Below are 20,060 nucleotides of genomic sequence, written 5' to 3'. Positions count from 1 at the left end.
GTTAATGTACTGGATTTTTAGTATAATTTTCAGAAAAAAAATTGATTGGCCCTACATACCTTCGATAAATAATCGGTTTCGAAGTATGCCATGTAGCTTGATTTACTGGATCTTTACGAATGTCTATATTATTTGCCCAAATTCCATTTCCATTTCCTACATAAATACCTACGTGTCCTGTAGCGTCATGATAACCAGCATCCGCATAAGCTGCAATATCACCAGGTTCAGGTGTTGCAACAACTATCCAACCCGGTATTTTTAATTTAGGATCAGCCCACTGACTTGCCGTGTAAGGATATTTTCCACCTAACCCCCCATTTCCATTTGGCAAGCCTATACTAAAACCTGCTTCCACTAACATATCGTAGACAAATTTATTGCATTTCCACTTACCAGATTCTACATTATCTTTACTTACTTCTAGCGCCCATGCAGTCTCCCCAACATGCTTCTCTGCTGTCTTAACCAGTCTATCTCTTTGAGCTTTAACTTTATCTCCATCTGTCTGATTAACACTTTCAGTACTCTCTGTTTTATTTGTCTCAGTACTCTCATCTGCCTGATAAATACGTACACTGAAGCCTTCCATTTGCTGTACAGCCTCAATATTGCTTACTTCCTGACCATTATTATCGACATACTTTTTATTTACCCAGTCATAACTCAGCATTCCATCAGAATCTATAAATCTGATAGGATTATCGTATGCGTAAGTATATGGACTCCATCTTCTGGATGCTTCGGTTAGTGGATCAACTACATGCCACCTTCCAATTTGTGGGTCATACATTCTGGCTCCGTAATCATACCACTCCAACCCGGAATTATCTCCAAACTCCTTAGTTTGAAGTTCCTTTCCACTAAATTTATAACGGTTTTCTGGATAGTTTGACCCCTTCAATGCATTGGAGCTTATTCCTGCCATTGTAAGTCCAAATGGATAATAGTGGGTTTCTTCCAAAACTGGTCCGGGTTCCTGGGTAACTATGATATTATCAAAGAACACATCCTGAGGACTTTCATTACTAGTGTAAACATACAGAAATCCACTTTGCTTGGCAACAACCTGATCTGAGGATAAAGTCTGTAGCTGATCAGGTTCATTTTTCACTTGTTTAACTCCACTATTCTCTTCCACCATTTCAAAACGATCATTGAACAAAATATAGCTTAAATAAGCTTTAGGCCTCGATGGGTCCTGGTTCGAATTCTCCTTCTCTTTTAAATTCTTTAAATCATTATTGTAAAAATCCGTATTAAATGGAACCTCGATAGCTTGATCTCCTGCACCATGCCCCGATGATTGTTTGCCACTTCCTGAGAATGTATTAATCAGGTCTGCTACTATATTTTCTGCGATATCGTTACCCTCATTTCTGACAGGAGTATTTGATTTAAAAAATGCTTTACTTCCTACCTGAAGAGTATCACCGGCCATTACACGAAGTACAATTGATGGGCCTATTTTTTTTCCATTTTCTTTACTCGAGAGTTTAGCGACCGATTTATTCTCAATACCGGTACCATCATCCGGATACCCCACAGGTACAGGTGTTCTGGTTTCTTCTATATTACTGAATAACGCCATTTCTGTTGCAGCCTTTGGTTGCTCCATTGTTGCTGCATACATTTTAAAGTCTTTCTGTTCAGTTAATACCAATCTGGTATTCCCTATATTGTCTTTAACAAAGTAATCATATGCATATTCTACTGGTTTCCCGGTTTTGAATATAGTTCTTATACGACCTTTTTCATGACCGATAAGCTGAAGACTATCATTAGTATATGTAAGTCCATTAATATAATCTGTCACAGTAACCTTCTGAGAGGAACCTGAGTTATCTACAACTGTTTTACGTTGTTTTCCACCCAATGCATCATATTGATAAGTAATAGTGCCCTTTGCTGTCTGTATGACGGATGGAAGATTTAAAATATTATAGGTAATACTGGTTATCCCTTTATTCAGGTCTTTAATCAGATTACCATTAGGATCGTAAGCATAGTCATCACCAGAATTAGTTCCATTCTTAAAATCTCCTAACGGACTTGTTACTGTACTGGTATCATAAACAGACATCAGCTTATTACTATAATTAGCATAAGTATAATTCAGCCTGTCAATAGGAGTGCTGGTTGTTCCATCAAGTCCGTATTGCGCCATCTTACGAATATTACCATTCGCATCATAAGTAAGCCAATCAACTGTAAAGTTCATCTGATCTTTGGTCCATGGGCTATTCTGTGAATTCTGCTGACTATATTCTGCATGTGTTAATCTGGATACCAGGTCATAGTTATATCCAAAAGCCCTGGGAGACTGGTCATTCCACCCTTTCCATCGTACTCCTGACACATTACCATTAAACAGAGAATCTTTAAACCCATAATCATAACTTAATTCCTGTCCAAAATGTGCGGTATCTGACTGGTTATTCAGATACTTTTTATTAATACTCTTTTGCCATCCACGTATATTGTATTCATATGAAATCCTTTCAATTGGTACTCCACTCTTATTCAAGCCCAAACGTTCTGCTCTTAACTGTGACAACTCATCATATTCATTCACCACAATCACTCTCTCCAGACTATCCAGATCATTCAGCTTTTTCTTAATGGATATTACCCTTCCTGCTGCATCATATCCGAAACTGGTAAGTACAGAAATCTGAGGAACAGTTCCACTTCGAGGATTATTATGTTTTAGATATATGCTTAATACTTTCCCGGAAAAGTCATATTGTTTGGATGTAACATCTTTACCTCCGGCAACATTATCCTGGATTGCCTGAACTAAACGCCCTTTATCGTTATAGTAGTTAGTAGTAACCAGCCACTGATCAGTACCAAGTATGCGGGTTTTTGTACCTGTTACCAATCCTTTTGGAAAAGCAGATACAGAAAAAGGTTCATCGTATGGATTATTTCCAGCATTTAATTTCGTTCCGTATTCCGGCATTGAGGCCTGGGCACCTGCAAAGTTGTATTTATCATAAAACACAAATGTCAAGGGTGTCAGCAGGTTATCAGGCAAATTAGGTAGTGGATTATTTACTGTTACAATATCCTGTCCATTAGTTAAATTAGGGTTGATTTGTATTATGGTTTCACCAGTGGCTTCAAACCCCTCAGTAAGGGTAATACTATTGGTTGCTTCATATAAAGATTTAGTATGTACACCAACCACCAGATCCATATCTCCCGGGAAAGTATAAGAAGTAGTACCGGTAGTTTGAGTCAATGTATTCATTTGATCCTGCAGTGATTGCCGGGTAGCATTACTTTTGTACAATGCAGTTTTAACCGGGCGATTCAGCTCATCATAAAACGTTACATGCCAATCCCCATTGGCCTTATTATTTCCATCACGAACGAATACTACCCTATCACGTTTATCATAAACCATTTCTGTAGAATCTACCCCTGGGAACTTATTAACAATTACTCTATCACGGTTATCATACCTGTATTGAAAACATAATCCAGGTGCAACATTTGTTAAGTTCCAGTCCTGAATACATCCCTGTACCGCTAAAGGCGGAATAACGAAACACAAATTATTCCAATCGTCATACATATAGTACGTGCAATTCCAACCCATATGACCGGTTCCTGGATTTACTGCCGCTTGTATTTTTTTTAAAAGAATCTTTCCTTCTTTATTCTTATAATCTATAGTTTGATATCCCTCCTCCGAAGTTGTTATTATTTTAAAAAGTTCTCCAGCGTCATAAATTCCCGGACTTATTGGTAGCCCGCCAGACGGGGATTGTTTCCAGATTCTAACAGAATCGCCTGTTGTATTTGCAACTTCAACTGTTTTAAGAGGGTGATTTCCTCCAGTTTTTGACCAGCTATTGCCTTGTGAATAAAGAGCAACAGTCTTATTTAAAGGAGAACCATCAAACTCATTCTGGCTATAAAATATATTTTCCCCAATGGCTGCCGGGTTAAGAATAGTATCCTGATAGAAAGCTTGCTGGGCCACAAACTGGTTGGACTTAAACTTTCCATCACTCATATTCCCGGTTTGAGGAACATACGGCAGATATTTATACTGGGGCCTTCCAACTTCATCATAGACCATAGGCATTACCAGATCCTTACCAGATGGACTATTACGTCTGTTTATTGTTTGTATAAGCCTGCCGAGTCCATCGAAGTATGTTGTTGACTCTTCTACTTCTTTTGAAGTACGCAAATTTGAGATAACAACAGATGTATCGCTGGTTGGTATTGAGGGCAACCAGGTTCTTATGTAATTGATGGAGTTTATAGCTCCATTTGAAGGTAACGCAACAGGAGTAGCTGGTTTACGTTTTATACTCCCATCAGGTTTATTTTGAGCTAATAAACTATTTACATTTAGAATGCTAAAGCCAGCTATTAATAAGGTATAGAACAGAATTCTTTTCATGCTATAGGTTTCAAAAATGGATAATGATTATTGCGTGATTGGTTGCAAATACTGATAATCATACAATTTCAGTATTTTCCCATCCTTGTCTTTAACCGAACGCAATCTGCCGGCAATATCATATTCATAGTATGTAGGCATATCTCTAACATCTGAAACGGAAGTAACTCCAACCAAAGGATCAAAAGTGTAGGTTGTCAGTTCTGCCGATTCAGGATAAATCCTTACATCGTCTATTGTACCAGATAAAGTCTGACCAGTATAACTTAATTCGCCACTGAATTTCCAGGTTCCTGCTGTATAGTACCAATAGCTGATCTTATACGTTTTCCCGCGTAATCCCGGAGTTAGTTTATCGGCAGTGGTAAAAGTTCCTGAGAATGATCTGGTACCCGTTCTTGAATTACCATTGACACCCGTTTCTTCAAAGCCTTCATAATAGAATTCATCTGCTTCTGCATTTTTACACTCAGCTATGACATATTGACTATTATATCCCCATTTATATGAGACTATAGGCCCATCATCTTTATACATACTTAAATTTCTGCCACGATTATTATACTTGCTGTAACTAATACGGGTTTCAATTGCCTCATTTCCTTTTTTCACCTGTACATTTTTAGTAAGGTATAAACCGGAGAAAGGAGTATGATAGTTACTTTTATTAAATCCGACCTGTCTGTTATTTATAAAATGTGTTTGTTCCAGTGGAATGTTGATTATATTCTTTTGAAGCATTCCCTTATATATTGCAGAATCAGCACCAACTGAAACCAGATCCGGTGTATATTTATATGTAGTGCGTATCGTATCCTTAAGACTATTTAAACTCCAGGTAGAGCTTAAATAATAATTATTAATATCATAGATAGAATTTGTTTCCTTCCTCACATAATTACCTAGCTTATCATAGTTAAAAACAGCAGTTTTAATCAGGTTTGTTCTTCCAGCAGGAGGATAAAATTCCTTACTTAGAAAATAGATTGGTCTGGTAGCATATTTCCAGTAGTCGTACGTTACATTAAAATCGACCAGAAAGTAATATTTGACTGGAAGTATTGATATCCCTTTAAAGTTTTGGAACCTCACCGGATCAAGAAAATACTTATCCTCAAGTAATTGATAATCGTTTTCTGTCTTTTTAACCAAAGTATTATTGTTATCATATACAAGTTCTTTGGTTAATAATCCGTATTCCCAGGGTTTGTAGTCTGCCGGAATATAAGGTGCTGACTGGGTTACTATTGCCCCACCCTCTTCAAACGAGGTAAAATACCGTTCTACTCTACCATTGTTTTTTTGTTTTTCGACTACTCTGCTATAGGTAACCGGGCTTCCATTTGTATAGGTTAAATCATTAATTGTATTTGAGGATCTTACTATATAATTATGAACTCCGATATCAGCATACTGATCTCCTCCCGGAGGTGCCCCAATTGTAATTCTATAAAAATAATACGCTGAGAAAGAATATTTTGGAGTAATTCCTAATGAACCAGAACTCTTGTTGCCGTCTGCAGTCAAGTACTCATATTCTCTTTCTGCGATTGGAGTTCCGTTATCAACGGTATAATCAGCTATCTTCCTTACTCTTAACCCACCAACGAAAGGTTGCTTATGCGCATAAACCACAGAAACAGGATTTGGCATAATTGTTTCAACCCACTCAACTCCTACATAAGTAGCAAAGCCTGTTAGTCCACTTGTATAAAATACAAATTTGTAATCACCTTTGACCATATTTGTAATGGAAAATGTACCAAAAATACCATCAGTATTTGAATACGGAAAATCCTTAGACATTAACAAACTTCCGGTGGGGGTATAAACTTCCAATACCAACTTACAACCACTGGTACAGCTTCCACTAGTAGGGGCACTAACTTTAAAATTGGTCATGGTATTTAATAACCCGTCATAAGATATTGTAGCAAAGTCTGACTTATAAGGATGCCCGGTTTCTACATAAGCAGAAGTATTTTTATTTACTTTGTCTGGTCCGGGTACTGTTGTAGTAAACTTCTGATCCAACCAGTTGCTATAAGCCTTATTAGGTTCCATTTGAAAAACAGTTGACCCACCGGTAGGATAAATAATTTTCTTCAAGGATCCTGCTAATACTCCCACTGAATCGGTATCTCTGTTATATCCTGGTAGTTCATAAAATGTTGTAAGTTTTTCCGGGAAAAGTTCATAAGGTATTAAACCAACAACGGTACTACGATTGGTAAAAAAGCCCCAATGATCGATTTCTTTAGATAACCTGTCTGGTAAAGGCCTGTCATATTCAAACTGGTATGGTGGCATCTTAATTTCAGTACTCCCATTAAAAGGAGTTACCTTTTTAAGAGTTGCTCTATTAAGAGAATAATCCTGTGTCAAATAGAACCCTCTTTTATTATTATTTCCTGTAATAGTTATCTTATCTAATAAGAAATAAATAACTAAATCAGGTTTATTTTCCGTTCTGTAATCGAAAGTTAGATTAACCCCATTAGGCAATACTATTGTCTTAATCCTTTTACCTTTTAAGCTTAATACCTGGTCTGTATTTGTTTCTCTATGAGATCCCCCACCATTATCGACAACTCCTTCAATGATAGTTTGACTCTTACCTGCTACATAAGTAGGAGTAGAATAATCTTCATAGGTATAGAGTATACTATCGACGTTATTGGGTGATAATTGTTTTGTAAGGAACCAGGAAGAAACATAATCTCTTCCCCTTGTTAGCTGCAATGCATAATTGCTTGTTATCTCATAACTTTCAAAAAAATACTTAACTCCATTTTCATCTGTCAGGACAAATTTTGTGATAGAGCTATCAGCAGAGTACATCGGTATAGATTGGGCAAATTTCTCAACTTTTATTTTTTGCATTTCCAACATCAGGAAATCGCGGTTCTTTCCATACATAAAGCTTCCACTGCGCCCATTGACATTAAATCTAAAAATGTCTGGCTGGGCATCAAGGGTATTATAAAATACCTTAGTAAAAGGTCTGTCCTCTTCCGCACGAGGCAAATTACCTTCGAATAGTTGTGTTGGAACTACTGGACAATTAATATAGCCCAGATCTACCTCATCTGGTAAACCGCGCATAGTTCGTGAAACAACTCCACCTGCATTTAAAGTCCACCCAATTCCAATATTAGATCCTATCTCACCCACCTTCACACCACCAGCATGATAATCCAGAGAAACATCCAATTTCAAACCTGAAGCCTTACTTTCAAAATTGTAAATGGGAATGGTCACCTGTGGAATTCCTGTTGATGGTCCAACCGGAATGTTTCCAAATTTCAATAATGAACTTACATTCGGAGACGGTGGCGTAATATTATCCAACGATGGGTTCATTAGATCGTTACTTTGCGCATGCGAATGCAATGCTACAACAGCTAACAATAGGCTAAAAACGAATATTTTAATCTTCATCTCTTTGAATCAATTCTACTGCTTAAGATAGGAAAGTGATGCTACATGGGTTTCCTTACTTCTCAATAGGTATTAGACAATAATATGTCGGGTTAAAAAATTATACTAAATAAATAGAGATTACACGATACAAAAAATAACATCAAAGTTGTAGGATCAATAAGAATAACGATTTTGCAAGTTCATACATTGTACAAGATCATTTTAACAAAGCATCAAAATTATCTTGATGCGTAAGTTTTTTTGTTAAAAATTGATTCTATTATAATAATAACTTCATTTATATATCGGAAAAAATCAAGCCTTAAATACAACCAGACCAGAACATTTAAACCGAATTATTTATCGAGGGAGTAGAATTAAAAATTTTGGTCCAAATTTAAGTGCCTATAGACATAGTGCATCATGAAAACATCATCCGGAAATATGTATATTCATCGTTTGTATTATTGACAGACTATAGGGCAAGGATTTTATCTTCAGAACAGAATTTTTGTTAATAAATATCTGAATAAGAATATTGTTGCTCCAAAAAATCAATAAAAAAAAAATATATCTCAATTAAATTAGTGTAATTTAGTTAGGAGTAGTGATTCGTATTTTAAGTTCAGAGACGATTTTTATAACCTACAACCCATCCCTCAAATGGTATTTAATTCATTTAATCTGTTACACTCCTTTAAAGCGGCTGTTATTCGTAAGATAAATTATATTCGAAACATCGGAACAAATGACATAGAAGATGAAAAGCAAGTAGCCAATATTGTAATGACTAACTCTCTTTCATTGGCAATTGGTACGGCAATATTTTGTATAGCACCCATAGTTTATTTATTAACCAAAAGTAGTGAAGTACTTATTTCAATAATCATTGAATTCTTAATAAATGCCAGTGTAATCATTATTAATTATTACAGAAAACATATCCTGGCAGGTTTGGTACTTTACTTCCTGCAATGTACGGCAATTGCCTTTTATTGTTTTTTGTTTGGTGGAATAATACAACTACAATTCATGATTACATTCTTAATCTCTATTAGCTGTCTGATCTTTGCCCAGAAGCGATTAAGAATCATTTGCATGATTGCAGCCATACTAACATTGGCAATGGTACAAGTTGGTTATTATTTTAGTTTCTTCAAGACTATTCCTGTTAGTTACAATTCTGGATTTATCATTCAATCAATGGCTATAGCTGGTGTATTGGTTATGATTATTGTAGTTAGTAAACCATATATTTTTTCCAACGATGCGGTATATGAACTTAGAAAAGCTAATAGGTTTAAACGTATTTTCGTTGCAGAAGTAACTCATGAATTACGGGCTCCCCTGAATAATATCTATCTCAGTGCAACTCTTATGAAAAGGGATATTAAGCTTAATGCACATTTAAAATGTATTGAGCCATTTATTGATCAACAATTATATGCCTGTGAGAATGCCCGTAACATCATTAATAATGTCCTTGATTTTGCAAAAATTGAAGCGGGTGCTATCAGCTGCATAGAAGAAAGCACAGCTAACCCCGAAGAGTTTTTCAGTAAATTAATAGCCAGCAATGAAGTAATTGCAAAAATAAAAAGGATCCGGATCCTTTTTGAGATAAACAATATGGGGCCTGCGATTATATCTGATTGGCAACAGATACAGCAAATAGCCACCAATCTTTTAGCAAATGCAATTAAATATTCTCCAAAAGGGAGTACTGTTTATTTTATGGTTACCGGCTATGATAATCATTGGCAAATTCAGGTAAAAAATACAGGTATCATCAATCAGGAAAAGCTAGATATTATCTTCGATCCATTTGTACGAGATAATAAACCTGGCGAACAAGGTAGCGGTCTTGGACTCTTTATTGTTAAAAATAAGGTTAAGGCCATGGGTGGAATTATAGAAGCAAAAAGTGAAGATAATGCCACCTTATTTTCTGTATCCCTACCTCTGAGAGCAGGAAAACCGGAAGATATAGAAGAACCTGAAAATCAAATTTATGACCTAAGCAACATAGAAGTCCTAATTGCAGAAGATGACCCAATGGGCTCAAAACTATTGGAATTATCATTACAGAAAAATGATTGCCAGGTTAGGATCTGCTCAAACGGAAAGGAACTTCTGGAAAAACTTGAGATTTCTTATTCAGCAAAACGGTTACCAGATATTATTATACTGGATGACCAAATGCCAGTAATGACTGGAAAAAAGACTTTACAATATCTAAAAACGGATCCACGATTTAAAAATATTCCTGTAGTATTCGTAACCGGTGAAGCATATCAGCAAACGGAAATCCAATCGCTTGGTGTTGCCGATGTCATTACCAAACCATTGAGTGAAAGCCTGTTGCTTCGTGTACTCAACCAACACGTAAAACATAGTCACGAATATCTACAGGAATAAATATTAAGAGTTATACAGCTTTTGAAATTGTAGTATCAAAGAGCTGCGTTTCATCCCAAATGGAATTACTGCGTTTATATCGCTTGGTATATACCTGCCACATCCAGCTGGCCTGAACACAACGTTCTATACTTTCCAAATGTTGCATTAATCCACGTGCCTTTTCAATGTTTATACTTTCTAAATTGCTAATCTGTACCCTTAGGAATTGGATTTTCTCAAAGTATTCGGTCAATATTCTTCTAACAATAGTTGTGGCATGAAAGATTACTTCCCTAAGTTGCCATGATGGCTCATTAATTGCAATTACTGCCAGAAGGTTAGCATCGGTATTCTCATCTATAACTTCTTTCTCGAAAGAGAAAATGTCATTGCTCAGACAGCCAAAAGCAGCAATAAGCCAATGCACCCGCTCTAAAGAAGAAGCAATTCCATTAGTCTCCATCCATTCCCAGTCCAGGAAATTATTCTCGGCATACTCTAACAACAAAACAATATGAGGCATTCCACTGGTATGATAACGCATATCTATGTATTCGGCAACCGTTGGCTGAAAGCCCAGAGCGGAAGAATTACAATTCCTGTGAGTGATCTCAATATGATAATTGTACATTTCCAGGAACTTTGAGAACCACCCTTCCGATGAGTTTTTTTGAATTTCCCTTAGCATTTTAACATTAGCTTCTTCTATTAACTCACTTTCGGGTTGTAAGGTTAGAGAGGTATCAAGAGACGCCATACGCTTAATTATCTGGGCAGCCGACTCCCGCTCTGAGGCAGAAAGATTCTTGAACAAATCCCTACCCATAGTGTCATTAAGGTAATAATCAATTGCATTGTTTTTTGTCATGACCAAAATACGTTCAAAACTTGCAGACGGATATAGAAACAACTGGCAAGTGATATAATGCTGGGCATTATCTAACCAAATACCATGTTCCTTACAAAATAATCGGGCTACTGAAATGATCTCCTCACTCCTGGGATGCGGACTAAAAGGTTTACAATACTGTTTTAACGGATACCTGCGATCATTAATAAAAGCAGCAATGGAACAACTGAATCCTGCATTAACGAGTGCCTGGTAATCTTCCTGCAGATTCTTTAATGGTTCTGCTACGGAGGTAGACTTGATTGACATAAAAAATGGGTTTAGAGTTATGAAATGTGAATTAAAAAAGCGTTGTGCAGAAAATAGTTAACCTGGTTTTTAGACAGCTATAAACGCCTGCCATAGGTATTTTGCGCCAGCTGATACGATTCAATGACAATAAGGGATATTCACAAAAAATGGAAGTAATGGTAGCTTAACAAGCAGGGGACGCATTGTATTTATAAATATTTTACCTATTTTTCTATAGGTCTTGAAAAGTAAGTCAATGAGAATGGCAATCCCATTAACCTAAAATTGAATACCTATGTACTTTGGTAAATGTCTGAGCTTTACGATAATTTCATTGAGCCTGATTTCATGCTGGGAAGGGAAACAATTATCCTCTCCTGATTATTCAAAACATCCGACACTGATTGACAGTAGTAAATTAAGATTTGACGGTTATTATACAAATATAAGCAGGCCCGATCATCTAAATGATAAATACCCCGCTGTAAATCCTGTTTTCTTTACCAGGAACAATAAAATATACGTATCACACGGATCAAACACGGATAGTGCCTTATTTACCTGTAGCTTTTACAAAAAACTTAATCCAGCCGATTTAGGCGTTTATGTTATTGAAGGAAATAGGATATCAGCCTTTGTACGTGTAGCCGTATCTATGGGAGAAGGGGCATGGTATGGGTTATATAACCTGCATTTTAGTGGAACAATCGTGAACAGGGAGTTAATCAAAAACTGGAAAGCCGTTCCACCATTTCCTAAGAGGATTAAAAAACGTGATTTTGAGAATACCCAAAATGTAGGCATATTCGAGGAACATGATCTTAAATTTATACAGGCAGATAGTATCAGGTGTTTAAATCCCTTATAGTTGGTTCTGATTCAGGAGTTAAAATCTTTGAAGGCTCAAATGCAAAAAACTTACTCTGCCAGCTCAATAAGCCACCATACCTTGACCTCCAAGTAAAATTAATATTTACTGCAAACTGGAAAGATACAGATAGAAGAATAAAGCCAGCCCAAGTAAGAAAAAGCGGAAATGATGAAAGCAATAAAAAAATGAGGGAATAGGATTTTCTATAACGGAAAATAAGTCAGAACAAACCACTAGAGTTGCATCTTAATTCATTATAAATGAAATTCTTAAACATATTTTTCTTTAATAACTTCTTAATATCATTCGTTTATATTCCTGCATTTGGACAGAAAATAATGAATATTATACTAGTAACTGATTCCTCCGTTAACTCAAAACATCTTACTATAAGCTATAATAATGGAAAAGCAGGAATAATAGTTACTGATTCATTTAAAAATAATAAATTACAAATTATTGACTCTTTTTTCTCTGAAAAGGTTACTTTTCATATTTCTCTTAGAAATGAGTTAAACAATAGCAATTCGAGCATTTTCTTCGTTACTTCGAATCCTTCATTTGCGAAAGTATCTTATAATAAAAACAATAAAAAGGAGCCATTACAATTTTCGTATACCAAGAACATAGAACAACTAAATGAACGGCATCCCATATATCACCAGCTTTTAAAGTACAGAATGAAAGAAGCCACAGCATTTTCTACCTTCTGGAAATGCCATGAAGCTGACATCAAAAGTAATGATTCTATCAATTCAATATTTATAAGCCTCTTTAAAGCAATGAATAATAAATGTATTGCTTTTATAGAACAACATCCTAATGACTATGTCTCATTTTGGTATTTTAAAGACCAAATCATAACTTCTTCAATTGCTATTATTCCTAACGATAAAGAGTACCTTCTCGAGTTACAAAAAAAATTTAGTACAGTTTTTCCTAAAAAATATACTCAAAATACTGAAGGAAAAATGTTACTTCAGACCATAGACGCTTCAATTAAGCCAATTACAGTATCTGAGATAGCACCCTTGTTTGAAGCAACCGACATCCGTAATCAAAAACAAAACCTGGTAACATTTAAAGGGAAATTTGTTTTATTAGATTTCTGGGCTAGTTGGTGTATCCCATGTTTACAGGAAATGAACATTATTAAGTCTCTCAGACAGAAATACTCTATAGAACAACTGGAAATAATAAGTATTACAAGTGAATCTGAGAAGGAAAAAGCCTTAAATGCTATCTCAAAAAATAAAATGGACTGGATCAACATTTGGGATAAATATAATGAAATAGGCATGGCATACAAAATAAGCTACTACCCTACTTTAGTATTAATAGACAGAGAAGGAGTAGTACAATATTATCATATTGGACTAGGCGATGGTAGTGAAATTGAAAAAATTATCAATGCACCGTAACCTTAATAATTCTGGATTATTAACTATTAATCAACATGAAACAATTTATTGCTACTCCTTTACCCACATAAGTTGATTCAAATTCAGGATTATAATCTTTGAATTTCCATCTGACAGGAAATTGTAATTCACATCGTGGCCATTCAGGCCCTTTGACTTCAAGGCATTATTTCCTGAAAAAGACAGTGGCTCAGGTTGCAGAATTTGCTCCAGATAGGTCGAATACAACTTTCCATCCTTCAGATATATTTGAATACTTTCGCCCCCTCCTTCTAACCTATACGTGCCCACGAATTGACCCGGATCTGTTACCGGCTTATCTGCAAATATGGGTAACACAAGCCTTGACACATACTCATTGAACCTGCTAAAATCAAAATCCGTTGTATTCGTTAAAATTACCCAGCCAACCTCTAACTTGGGATGAAGCACAACCTCTGTACGGAAACCAACCATTGCACCTTCATGCTTTACAAAGGGATAAGATCGTTGCCATCCTATTCCAAAGGTCTGCATTCTTCTGACCGAGTTGGCCGAAAGCATACCAATAGTATTACTAAATTGAGCGCTGATAAACCTTGCAAGGTCTCTGGCTGTAGAATACATACCTCCTGCCGGAGCTATGGCATTGGCGTAAAAGTTGGGGGTTTTGACAAATTTTTCTGCATCACTCTGGTAGTAGTATCCTTGGGCAATTTTATTTTCCTTACTGCTGATAGTTCCATACCCTGTATTGCTAAGCTTAAGAGGTCTGCAGATAGCCTCAACAACTAATTGCTGAAAATCTTTTTTAGCGGCCCTCTCCAATGCAAGACCCAGCAATGCATAACCCATATTGGAATATTGGCGGGTATCTGGCGGTAAAAATTCATACTCCGGGTATTCTCTCGAAACAGTGCGCAGCGATTTCAAAAAGTCTTCCTTTGTGGCGGCGCGTAATGAGATAGAGTCGTTTCGGGTAAGCATCCATAAATCTACATTTTTGGCGAAGTCGATATCTGCCTGTGAATTTCTTGGCAGTCCGGAGGTATGGGTCGAGAGTTCCAGAAAGGTAGTACCACTGGGCCGGCCACCACGATTGATGCCAGTAAATTCAGGCACATATTTTCTGATATCGTCATCCAATCCAATCACCCCCTTTTCCAATAGCTGCATGGTTGCTATAGCGGTGAAGAGTTTGGAAACTGATTGAATCTGGTATTTCGAATCTATTGTTGCGGGTGTTTTATTCTCAAGATCTGTATACCCCGAGGCCCAACTAAAAATAATGTTGTCTTTATGTACAATTGCCAGCACTACACTGGGGGCGTGAAAACGCTCCTGGAAACCTTTAATTCCGATTTCCAACTGAGCCCTGATCGAATCGTTGATGATCTGTTGCCCCGAAACAACATTCCCTAAGAGCAAAAATACGGCGAAAACAATCTGACAAAACTTATTGACCATATGCAAATTTCATTTAGCCAAAGCTACTGCGACTAGCAGAAAATGCCTATCACAGAAGGCCGCCAATCTTATGACATACTTATGCCATTACTGAATTTTACGGGAAAATAAGGCATTACTTACACATCGATTTTTAAATAAACCGGTTGTTATAGATTCTTACTTAGAACATTGTAAGCTATAAAATATTGGGAACTAAGGGCAAAAGTCTATTCCCCCTGTTTAACCGGATTGCTGTAAGTAACGTTGATAATAGGTGAAAAAAGAGTAAAATCAGATAAACCCACATGAAAAGTGGAATTTCCTCTATTTCTGAAACATGCAGAAACAAGTAATCAATCAATGGGGTAAAGATTAATAACGCCAAGGTAAATGCCGCCCATAAGATTTGAAAACTGAGTATTTTCAATGCCGCTTGCCTATCAGTATTTTCTGTTAGTTTCTTTTTGTATAGTAGATAGAATACAGGAGATATTATTAACCCCAAAAAAGGAAAGATAAGGGAAGTCAGGGTACTGAAATTAATATATTTCAAATATATACTATACTTATTCTTTGCACTGGTATCATCAATAAAACTGGCCGGTCTGCCAGGTATCATATCTTCCTCTTCTTTGGTATTTTTTTCAGACTCAATAAACAGGTCCTCTATTTCTATTTTTAAGGTTGAACATAAAGTTCTGATAACGTAAGCACTACCTGTAGATGCGTTCTTTTCCAATCTTTGAATAGTTCTCAGTGAAATACCTGAACGGTCTGCAAGCTCCTGTTGAGATAACTGTTGTATGGCTCTATGTTCTTTTAAAGTCTTTTTCATTTATTCTGAATTAAGAAGATCATTACTCTCTTCTGAAAGTATATAATATCCAACAATAAAAAAAGGCCCTGTCCAGAGCCTTTTTTTATTATTATTAAAATAAGATAATTATCCTCTTCTACCGCCACCGTGTCCGCCGCCACCGCGCATACCGCCGCCGCCGCCACGCATTCCACCGCCGCCACCGCGACCACCGCCCATTGGACGTCCACCCTGGTCGAATCGCTGACCACCAGGCACGCTCATACTATGAACTGCCGGCCTGGTATCCGGAGCATGATATTGGCCTCTTTCGTTACCAAAGTTTTGTTCGTGCTGGATTAACTGATTACCCAATGGGGTATGATTTTCACGTACCGATTGGCGCTCCTCGTTTGATGGATTATATTTAACTCCACTAGGTCCATTGAAGCTACTCCGATTTGTGTTATGGATATTTACATTATTCACGTAAGTGTTACGGACGTTATTACCTACACGCCAAACAGCAGAATTATACATAAAATGTCCATTCTCCCATCGGCCTCCATAGAATCCGGTTCCGAAGTAACCAAACCCATAGTTAATACCTCCATAATAACCTACAGAATGACCCCAGTAACCCGGATGCCATCCATAGTGTCCACCATAAAAGGCCCAGTATCCCGGTGTCCATAACAGGCCAATTGCTGGTGGTAATACCCATACTCCGGGAACCCAGTAATAACCACTAGACCCCCAGGCCCAATATCCGGGAACCCAGATATATCCATCACCAGGGCAAGCTGGCTGCACATATTCCGGAATCGGAGGCGGAGCAATTGTAGCCTGTACCGTTACACCACTTTGGTCATCGGTATAATAACCAACATCCTGTGCCTTAGTTGTATTAACTGTAAAAAGGCATACTGAAAAAAGAATCAGTAATCGCTGCAGAACAGTCTTACTCCCTAATAATCGAGCAACAGGACGCTTTGCTGAAATTGATAATTGCATGTTCATTTTAACATAGTTTAAAGGTTTTTCACAAGGCAATTTGTCCTAAAAACAAATATTAGAAATGAATAGTTCTAAAGACTGAGATAATTAATAAAATTGAGGTATTACAGCGGAGCTTAATTCTTTTTTTAGTTTTCATAAAAAGAACATCTAACGCTTTTCAGAACATGGCTACCGGTAAATACTAAGCCGCTTATATCCCAATGAAAATACACTATATTCAGGAAAAACCTACATTCGCTGATTAAACCTATCAACCAAAATAGTAAGTGAAAATGAATAAGTGCTATACTGTTCTGCTCTTAATTGTCCAACTTTTACACTCCCCTGTTCAGGCACAAATATTCCCCGAAGATCTGGGAATGCCTGAAATATTACACTACACCAAACAAACATATAATGGTTATAATCAAAACTGGGCAATAGCTCAGGATACACACGGACAGATTTATGTAGCCAATTCCAGGGGATTGCTGCATTTTAATGGTAGTGAATGGCAATTGCACTATCTGCCATACAGACAAATTGTGAGAACAGTAGCTGCTGATCATCGCAATAGAATTTATACCGGAGGCTTTGCTGAATTTGGTTACTGGGAAAAAATGCCTGATAACCAAATGAAATACCGGTCGCTTAGTAGTGGCATTATTGATAGTGTATTTAAAAGGGAGGAAATTTGGAATATCGTTCCTTTTAATGATAACTCAGTAGTTTTCCATTCATTTAGTCGTATTTATCATTGGGAGAAAGATCACATAAGCGTAACCGTTACACCATCTCCGATAAGCTTTATACATGCTGTGTATGACCGCTACCTGGTGGGTTGTAAGGGAATTGGCATATTTGAATTTAAGAATAATTCATTGGTACTCATTCCTGGTAGTGAAGTAATGAAAGATGTAAGTATTGCAGGCATACTTCCTTACGCTCCAGGCAAGATGCTAATTTGTACTACTAAGAACGGTCTGTTCATTTTTGATGGCCATAATTTCACACCTTTTATTTCCCCGGCAAGTGATTTCCTGAGTAAGAATGAAGCTAACAGATGTATCAGAATAAATGAAAACACCTTTGTTTTTGGTACTATATTGAACGGCATTATCATAACTGATGGAAATGGTCTGATCAAAAAGCAAATCAATCAGCGCACTGGTTTGCAAAACAATACCATACTTGCCTTATTTCCTGATAAAGCAGGAAATTTATGGGTAGGATTAGATCATGGTATTGATCAGGTAATCCTGCAATCGCCCTTTCTTCATTATAAAGATCTTGATGGTAAATTAGGAAGTGTTTACAGCGCAGCTCTTTATCAAAATAAATTATACCTCGCAACCAATCATGGGTTATTCTACATATCACCCGGAGAACATGAGTTTACATTGGTTCCCGAACTAAAAGGGCAGATATGGAATCTGGAAGTTTATGATCAACAATTAATATGTGGTCACAATACTTTTACATATAGAATTGATAATGGTAAAGTAGAAAAAATTTCATCCGCCCCCGGCGGCTGGATGTTTAAACCCCTTCAGCATTATCCAGGCTATTATGTACAAGGAAATTATCTGGGGTTAGACATTTACAGGAAAAATGAAGCCGGTAAAATTGTTCATCATCAGCATATTGACGGAACTGAAGGAATTGCTGCAAAAGGAATAATGGAAGACATTGATGGAACAATCTGGGTGAGACATGCTTATAAAGGTCTCTACAAAATTATTTTAACGCCGGAGTTAGACAAAATCAATCAACTCATTCCAATGGAAGCCATGAATGGTTTACCAGTTCCGGGTAAGATAAATCTTATTAACTATCATGGATCCATACGCGTAGTATCTCCGGATCGTGGAATTTATTATGAAGCCTCTCCGGGAAATTTCAAACCGGATACATTCCTGAATAACAAACTTTCTCCAATTGGCAGTATAAGGAAGATTATGTCGATCACTGATCAGAAATGGTGGGTGATGAATAACGATAATAAACTGGCACTTGTAACCTGGGAAGAAAACGGATCAATACAAATAAAGCAGCTCAGGCACCAGAATATTTTCATGGTAAATGATTCTGAAAATCTCTATCAGTTCGGAGACTGGACCTTCTTCTGTACGGAAGATGGATTTTCGTTATATAATATTGCCAATAATGAAAGTATTCGTCAGGTAGAAATTTCACCTGTTATAGAAGCCATTCAGTTAAGAAGTAACGACAAACACAGTCTGCTATCTGAAGCTACAGCCAATGGCCTTTCTTCCCGTGATAATAGCCTGCTATTCAGATTTTCTGCTCCTGTTTATGATCAGCAACCCAGCTTTGCTACCAAAATTGATGGGTTGGAAGGGTATGATCAGTGGAGTAATTATGTACCGCAATCACATCGCGAATTTTCCAATATCCCACCGGGAGAATATGTATTTCATGTAAAGTCGGACCAGGGAGATGAAGAAGCTGTTTTTCATTTTTCGATCCTTGCCCCCTGGTATAAACGTTGGTGGGCCATTTGCCTTTATCTCTGGTTAGGAATAGCAGGCAGTACCCTCATATATCAGATATACAAACGAAAATTAAGGATTGCCAGGAACCAAATGCAACAACAGTTGGAAGCCAGATTACTGAAAGAGCAACAGGAAAATGAACGAAAATTACTGCTGATCAGGCAACAACAACTGACCGCCGATGTAGTAAGTAAAAGTGAGGCACTCGCCAATTCAGGCATTACATTATTGCAGAAGAAGGAACTATTGCAAAAAATGAAAAAGGAACTGCTGCAACTAAAAGCTCAAAGTTCAGGCGAATTTTCATTAACAAGGTATAATAGATTAATGAAGATGATTGATCAAAACATATCTACTGAAGATGAGCAGAAAGTTTTTGATGATGGATTTAATAGCGCCCATGAACGGTTTTTCCAGGAACTTCATGCCCGATATCCTGATCTCACACCACAGGATTTAAAACTGGCTGCTTATCTGAAAATGAACCTCTCTTCCAAAGAAATTGCCCAACGATTTAATATCACAATCCGGGGGGTGGAGGTAAAACGCTATCGTTTGCGTAAGAAAATGAACCTGCCGGGCGACCAAAACCTTACTGAGTTCATGTTGAATATATAATATTGATTATCAAATAGTATCACA

At 36.9% G+C, this 20,060-nt stretch carries 10 protein-coding genes; 4 read left to right on the top strand and 6 right to left on the bottom strand.

Annotated elements, in window-relative coordinates:
- Window position 1 precedes the first annotated feature (1 nt).
- Window positions 2-4,423: a DUF6443 domain-containing protein gene (locus tag DVR12_RS19995; RefSeq protein ID WP_199417156.1), complete on the bottom strand. Its 4,422-nt coding sequence runs from the start codon at window positions 4,421-4,423 to the stop codon at window positions 2-4.
- Window positions 4,424-4,450: 27 nt separating this feature from the next.
- The gene (locus DVR12_RS19990; protein WP_147323495.1) at window positions 4,451-7,864 is read right to left on the bottom strand and encodes a hypothetical protein; all 3,414 of its coding nucleotides are present in this window, start codon (window positions 7,862-7,864) and stop codon (window positions 4,451-4,453) included.
- Between the two features lie 645 nt (window positions 7,865-8,509).
- On the opposite strand from DVR12_RS19990, the gene DVR12_RS19985 reads away from it, so the two are divergent.
- Window positions 8,510-10,264, top strand: a complete 1,755-nt coding sequence (locus DVR12_RS19985) for a hybrid sensor histidine kinase/response regulator (RefSeq protein WP_116977570.1) — start codon at window positions 8,510-8,512, stop codon at window positions 10,262-10,264.
- A 10-nt stretch (window positions 10,265-10,274) separates the two neighbouring features.
- Here DVR12_RS19985 and DVR12_RS19980 read toward each other — a convergent pair whose 3' ends face one another.
- Window positions 10,275-11,405: a terpene synthase family protein gene (locus DVR12_RS19980; RefSeq protein WP_116977569.1), complete on the bottom strand. Its 1,131-nt coding sequence runs from the start codon at window positions 11,403-11,405 to the stop codon at window positions 10,275-10,277.
- Window positions 11,406-11,682: 277 nt separating this feature from the next.
- Between DVR12_RS19980 and DVR12_RS19975 the strand changes: the two genes are divergently transcribed.
- Window positions 11,683-12,255, top strand: a complete 573-nt coding sequence (locus DVR12_RS19975) for a hypothetical protein (protein ID WP_116977568.1) — start codon at window positions 11,683-11,685, stop codon at window positions 12,253-12,255.
- 263 nt (window positions 12,256-12,518) lie between these two features.
- The gene (locus DVR12_RS19965; protein WP_116977566.1) at window positions 12,519-13,679 is read left to right on the top strand and encodes a TlpA family protein disulfide reductase; all 1,161 of its coding nucleotides are present in this window, start codon (window positions 12,519-12,521) and stop codon (window positions 13,677-13,679) included.
- 51 nt (window positions 13,680-13,730) lie between these two features.
- On the opposite strand, the gene DVR12_RS19960 is transcribed toward DVR12_RS19965, so the two are convergent.
- The 3 genes from DVR12_RS19960 to DVR12_RS19950 form a co-directional block, all read right to left on the bottom strand.
- Window positions 13,731-15,125: a serine hydrolase domain-containing protein gene (locus DVR12_RS19960; RefSeq protein ID WP_116977565.1), complete on the bottom strand. Its 1,395-nt coding sequence runs from the start codon at window positions 15,123-15,125 to the stop codon at window positions 13,731-13,733.
- Window positions 15,126-15,303: 178 nt separating this feature from the next.
- Entirely contained in the window at window positions 15,304-15,942 is a 639-nt protein-coding gene (locus DVR12_RS19955) for a helix-turn-helix domain-containing protein (protein ID WP_116977564.1), read from the bottom strand.
- A 108-nt stretch (window positions 15,943-16,050) separates the two neighbouring features.
- The gene (locus DVR12_RS19950) at window positions 16,051-16,923 is read right to left on the bottom strand and encodes a YXWGXW repeat-containing protein (RefSeq protein ID WP_199417155.1); all 873 of its coding nucleotides are present in this window, start codon (window positions 16,921-16,923) and stop codon (window positions 16,051-16,053) included.
- 272 nt (window positions 16,924-17,195) lie between these two features.
- On the opposite strand from DVR12_RS19950, the gene DVR12_RS19945 reads away from it, so the two are divergent.
- On the top strand, window positions 17,196-20,036 hold the full coding sequence (locus DVR12_RS19945) for a two-component regulator propeller domain-containing protein (protein ID WP_116977563.1): 2,841 nt from the start codon (window positions 17,196-17,198) through the stop codon (window positions 20,034-20,036).
- Window positions 20,037-20,060: the final 24 nt, after the last annotated feature.

It is taken from the genome of Chitinophaga silvatica (assembly GCF_003419895.1).
GTDB classification, from domain to species: Bacteria; Bacteroidota; Bacteroidia; order Chitinophagales; family Chitinophagaceae; genus Chitinophaga; species Chitinophaga silvatica.
Note: the sequence above shows the minus strand (reverse complement) of the source record. Positions and strands in the feature narration are given on the sequence as shown.

Coding starts and splice junctions, on each gene's coding strand:
- DVR12_RS19985 (WP_116977570.1), top strand. CDS start 8,510: ATGGTATTTAATTCATTTAATCTGTTACACTCCTTTAAAGCGGCTGTT.
- DVR12_RS19990 (WP_147323495.1), bottom strand. CDS start 7,864: ATGAAGATTAAAATATTCGTTTTTAGCCTATTGTTAGCTGTTGTAGCA.
- DVR12_RS19960 (WP_116977565.1), bottom strand. CDS start 15,125: ATGGTCAATAAGTTTTGTCAGATTGTTTTCGCCGTATTTTTGCTCTTA.
- DVR12_RS19965 (WP_116977566.1), top strand. CDS start 12,519: ATGAAATTCTTAAACATATTTTTCTTTAATAACTTCTTAATATCATTC.
- DVR12_RS19980 (WP_116977569.1), bottom strand. CDS start 11,405: ATGTCAATCAAGTCTACCTCCGTAGCAGAACCATTAAAGAATCTGCAG.
- DVR12_RS19950 (WP_199417155.1), bottom strand. CDS start 16,923: ATGAACATGCAATTATCAATTTCAGCAAAGCGTCCTGTTGCTCGATTA.
- DVR12_RS19995 (WP_199417156.1), bottom strand. CDS start 4,423: ATGAAAAGAATTCTGTTCTATACCTTATTAATAGCTGGCTTTAGCATT.
- DVR12_RS19975 (WP_116977568.1), top strand. CDS start 11,683: ATGTACTTTGGTAAATGTCTGAGCTTTACGATAATTTCATTGAGCCTG.
- DVR12_RS19955 (WP_116977564.1), bottom strand. CDS start 15,942: ATGAAAAAGACTTTAAAAGAACATAGAGCCATACAACAGTTATCTCAA.
- DVR12_RS19945 (WP_116977563.1), top strand. CDS start 17,196: ATGAATAAGTGCTATACTGTTCTGCTCTTAATTGTCCAACTTTTACAC.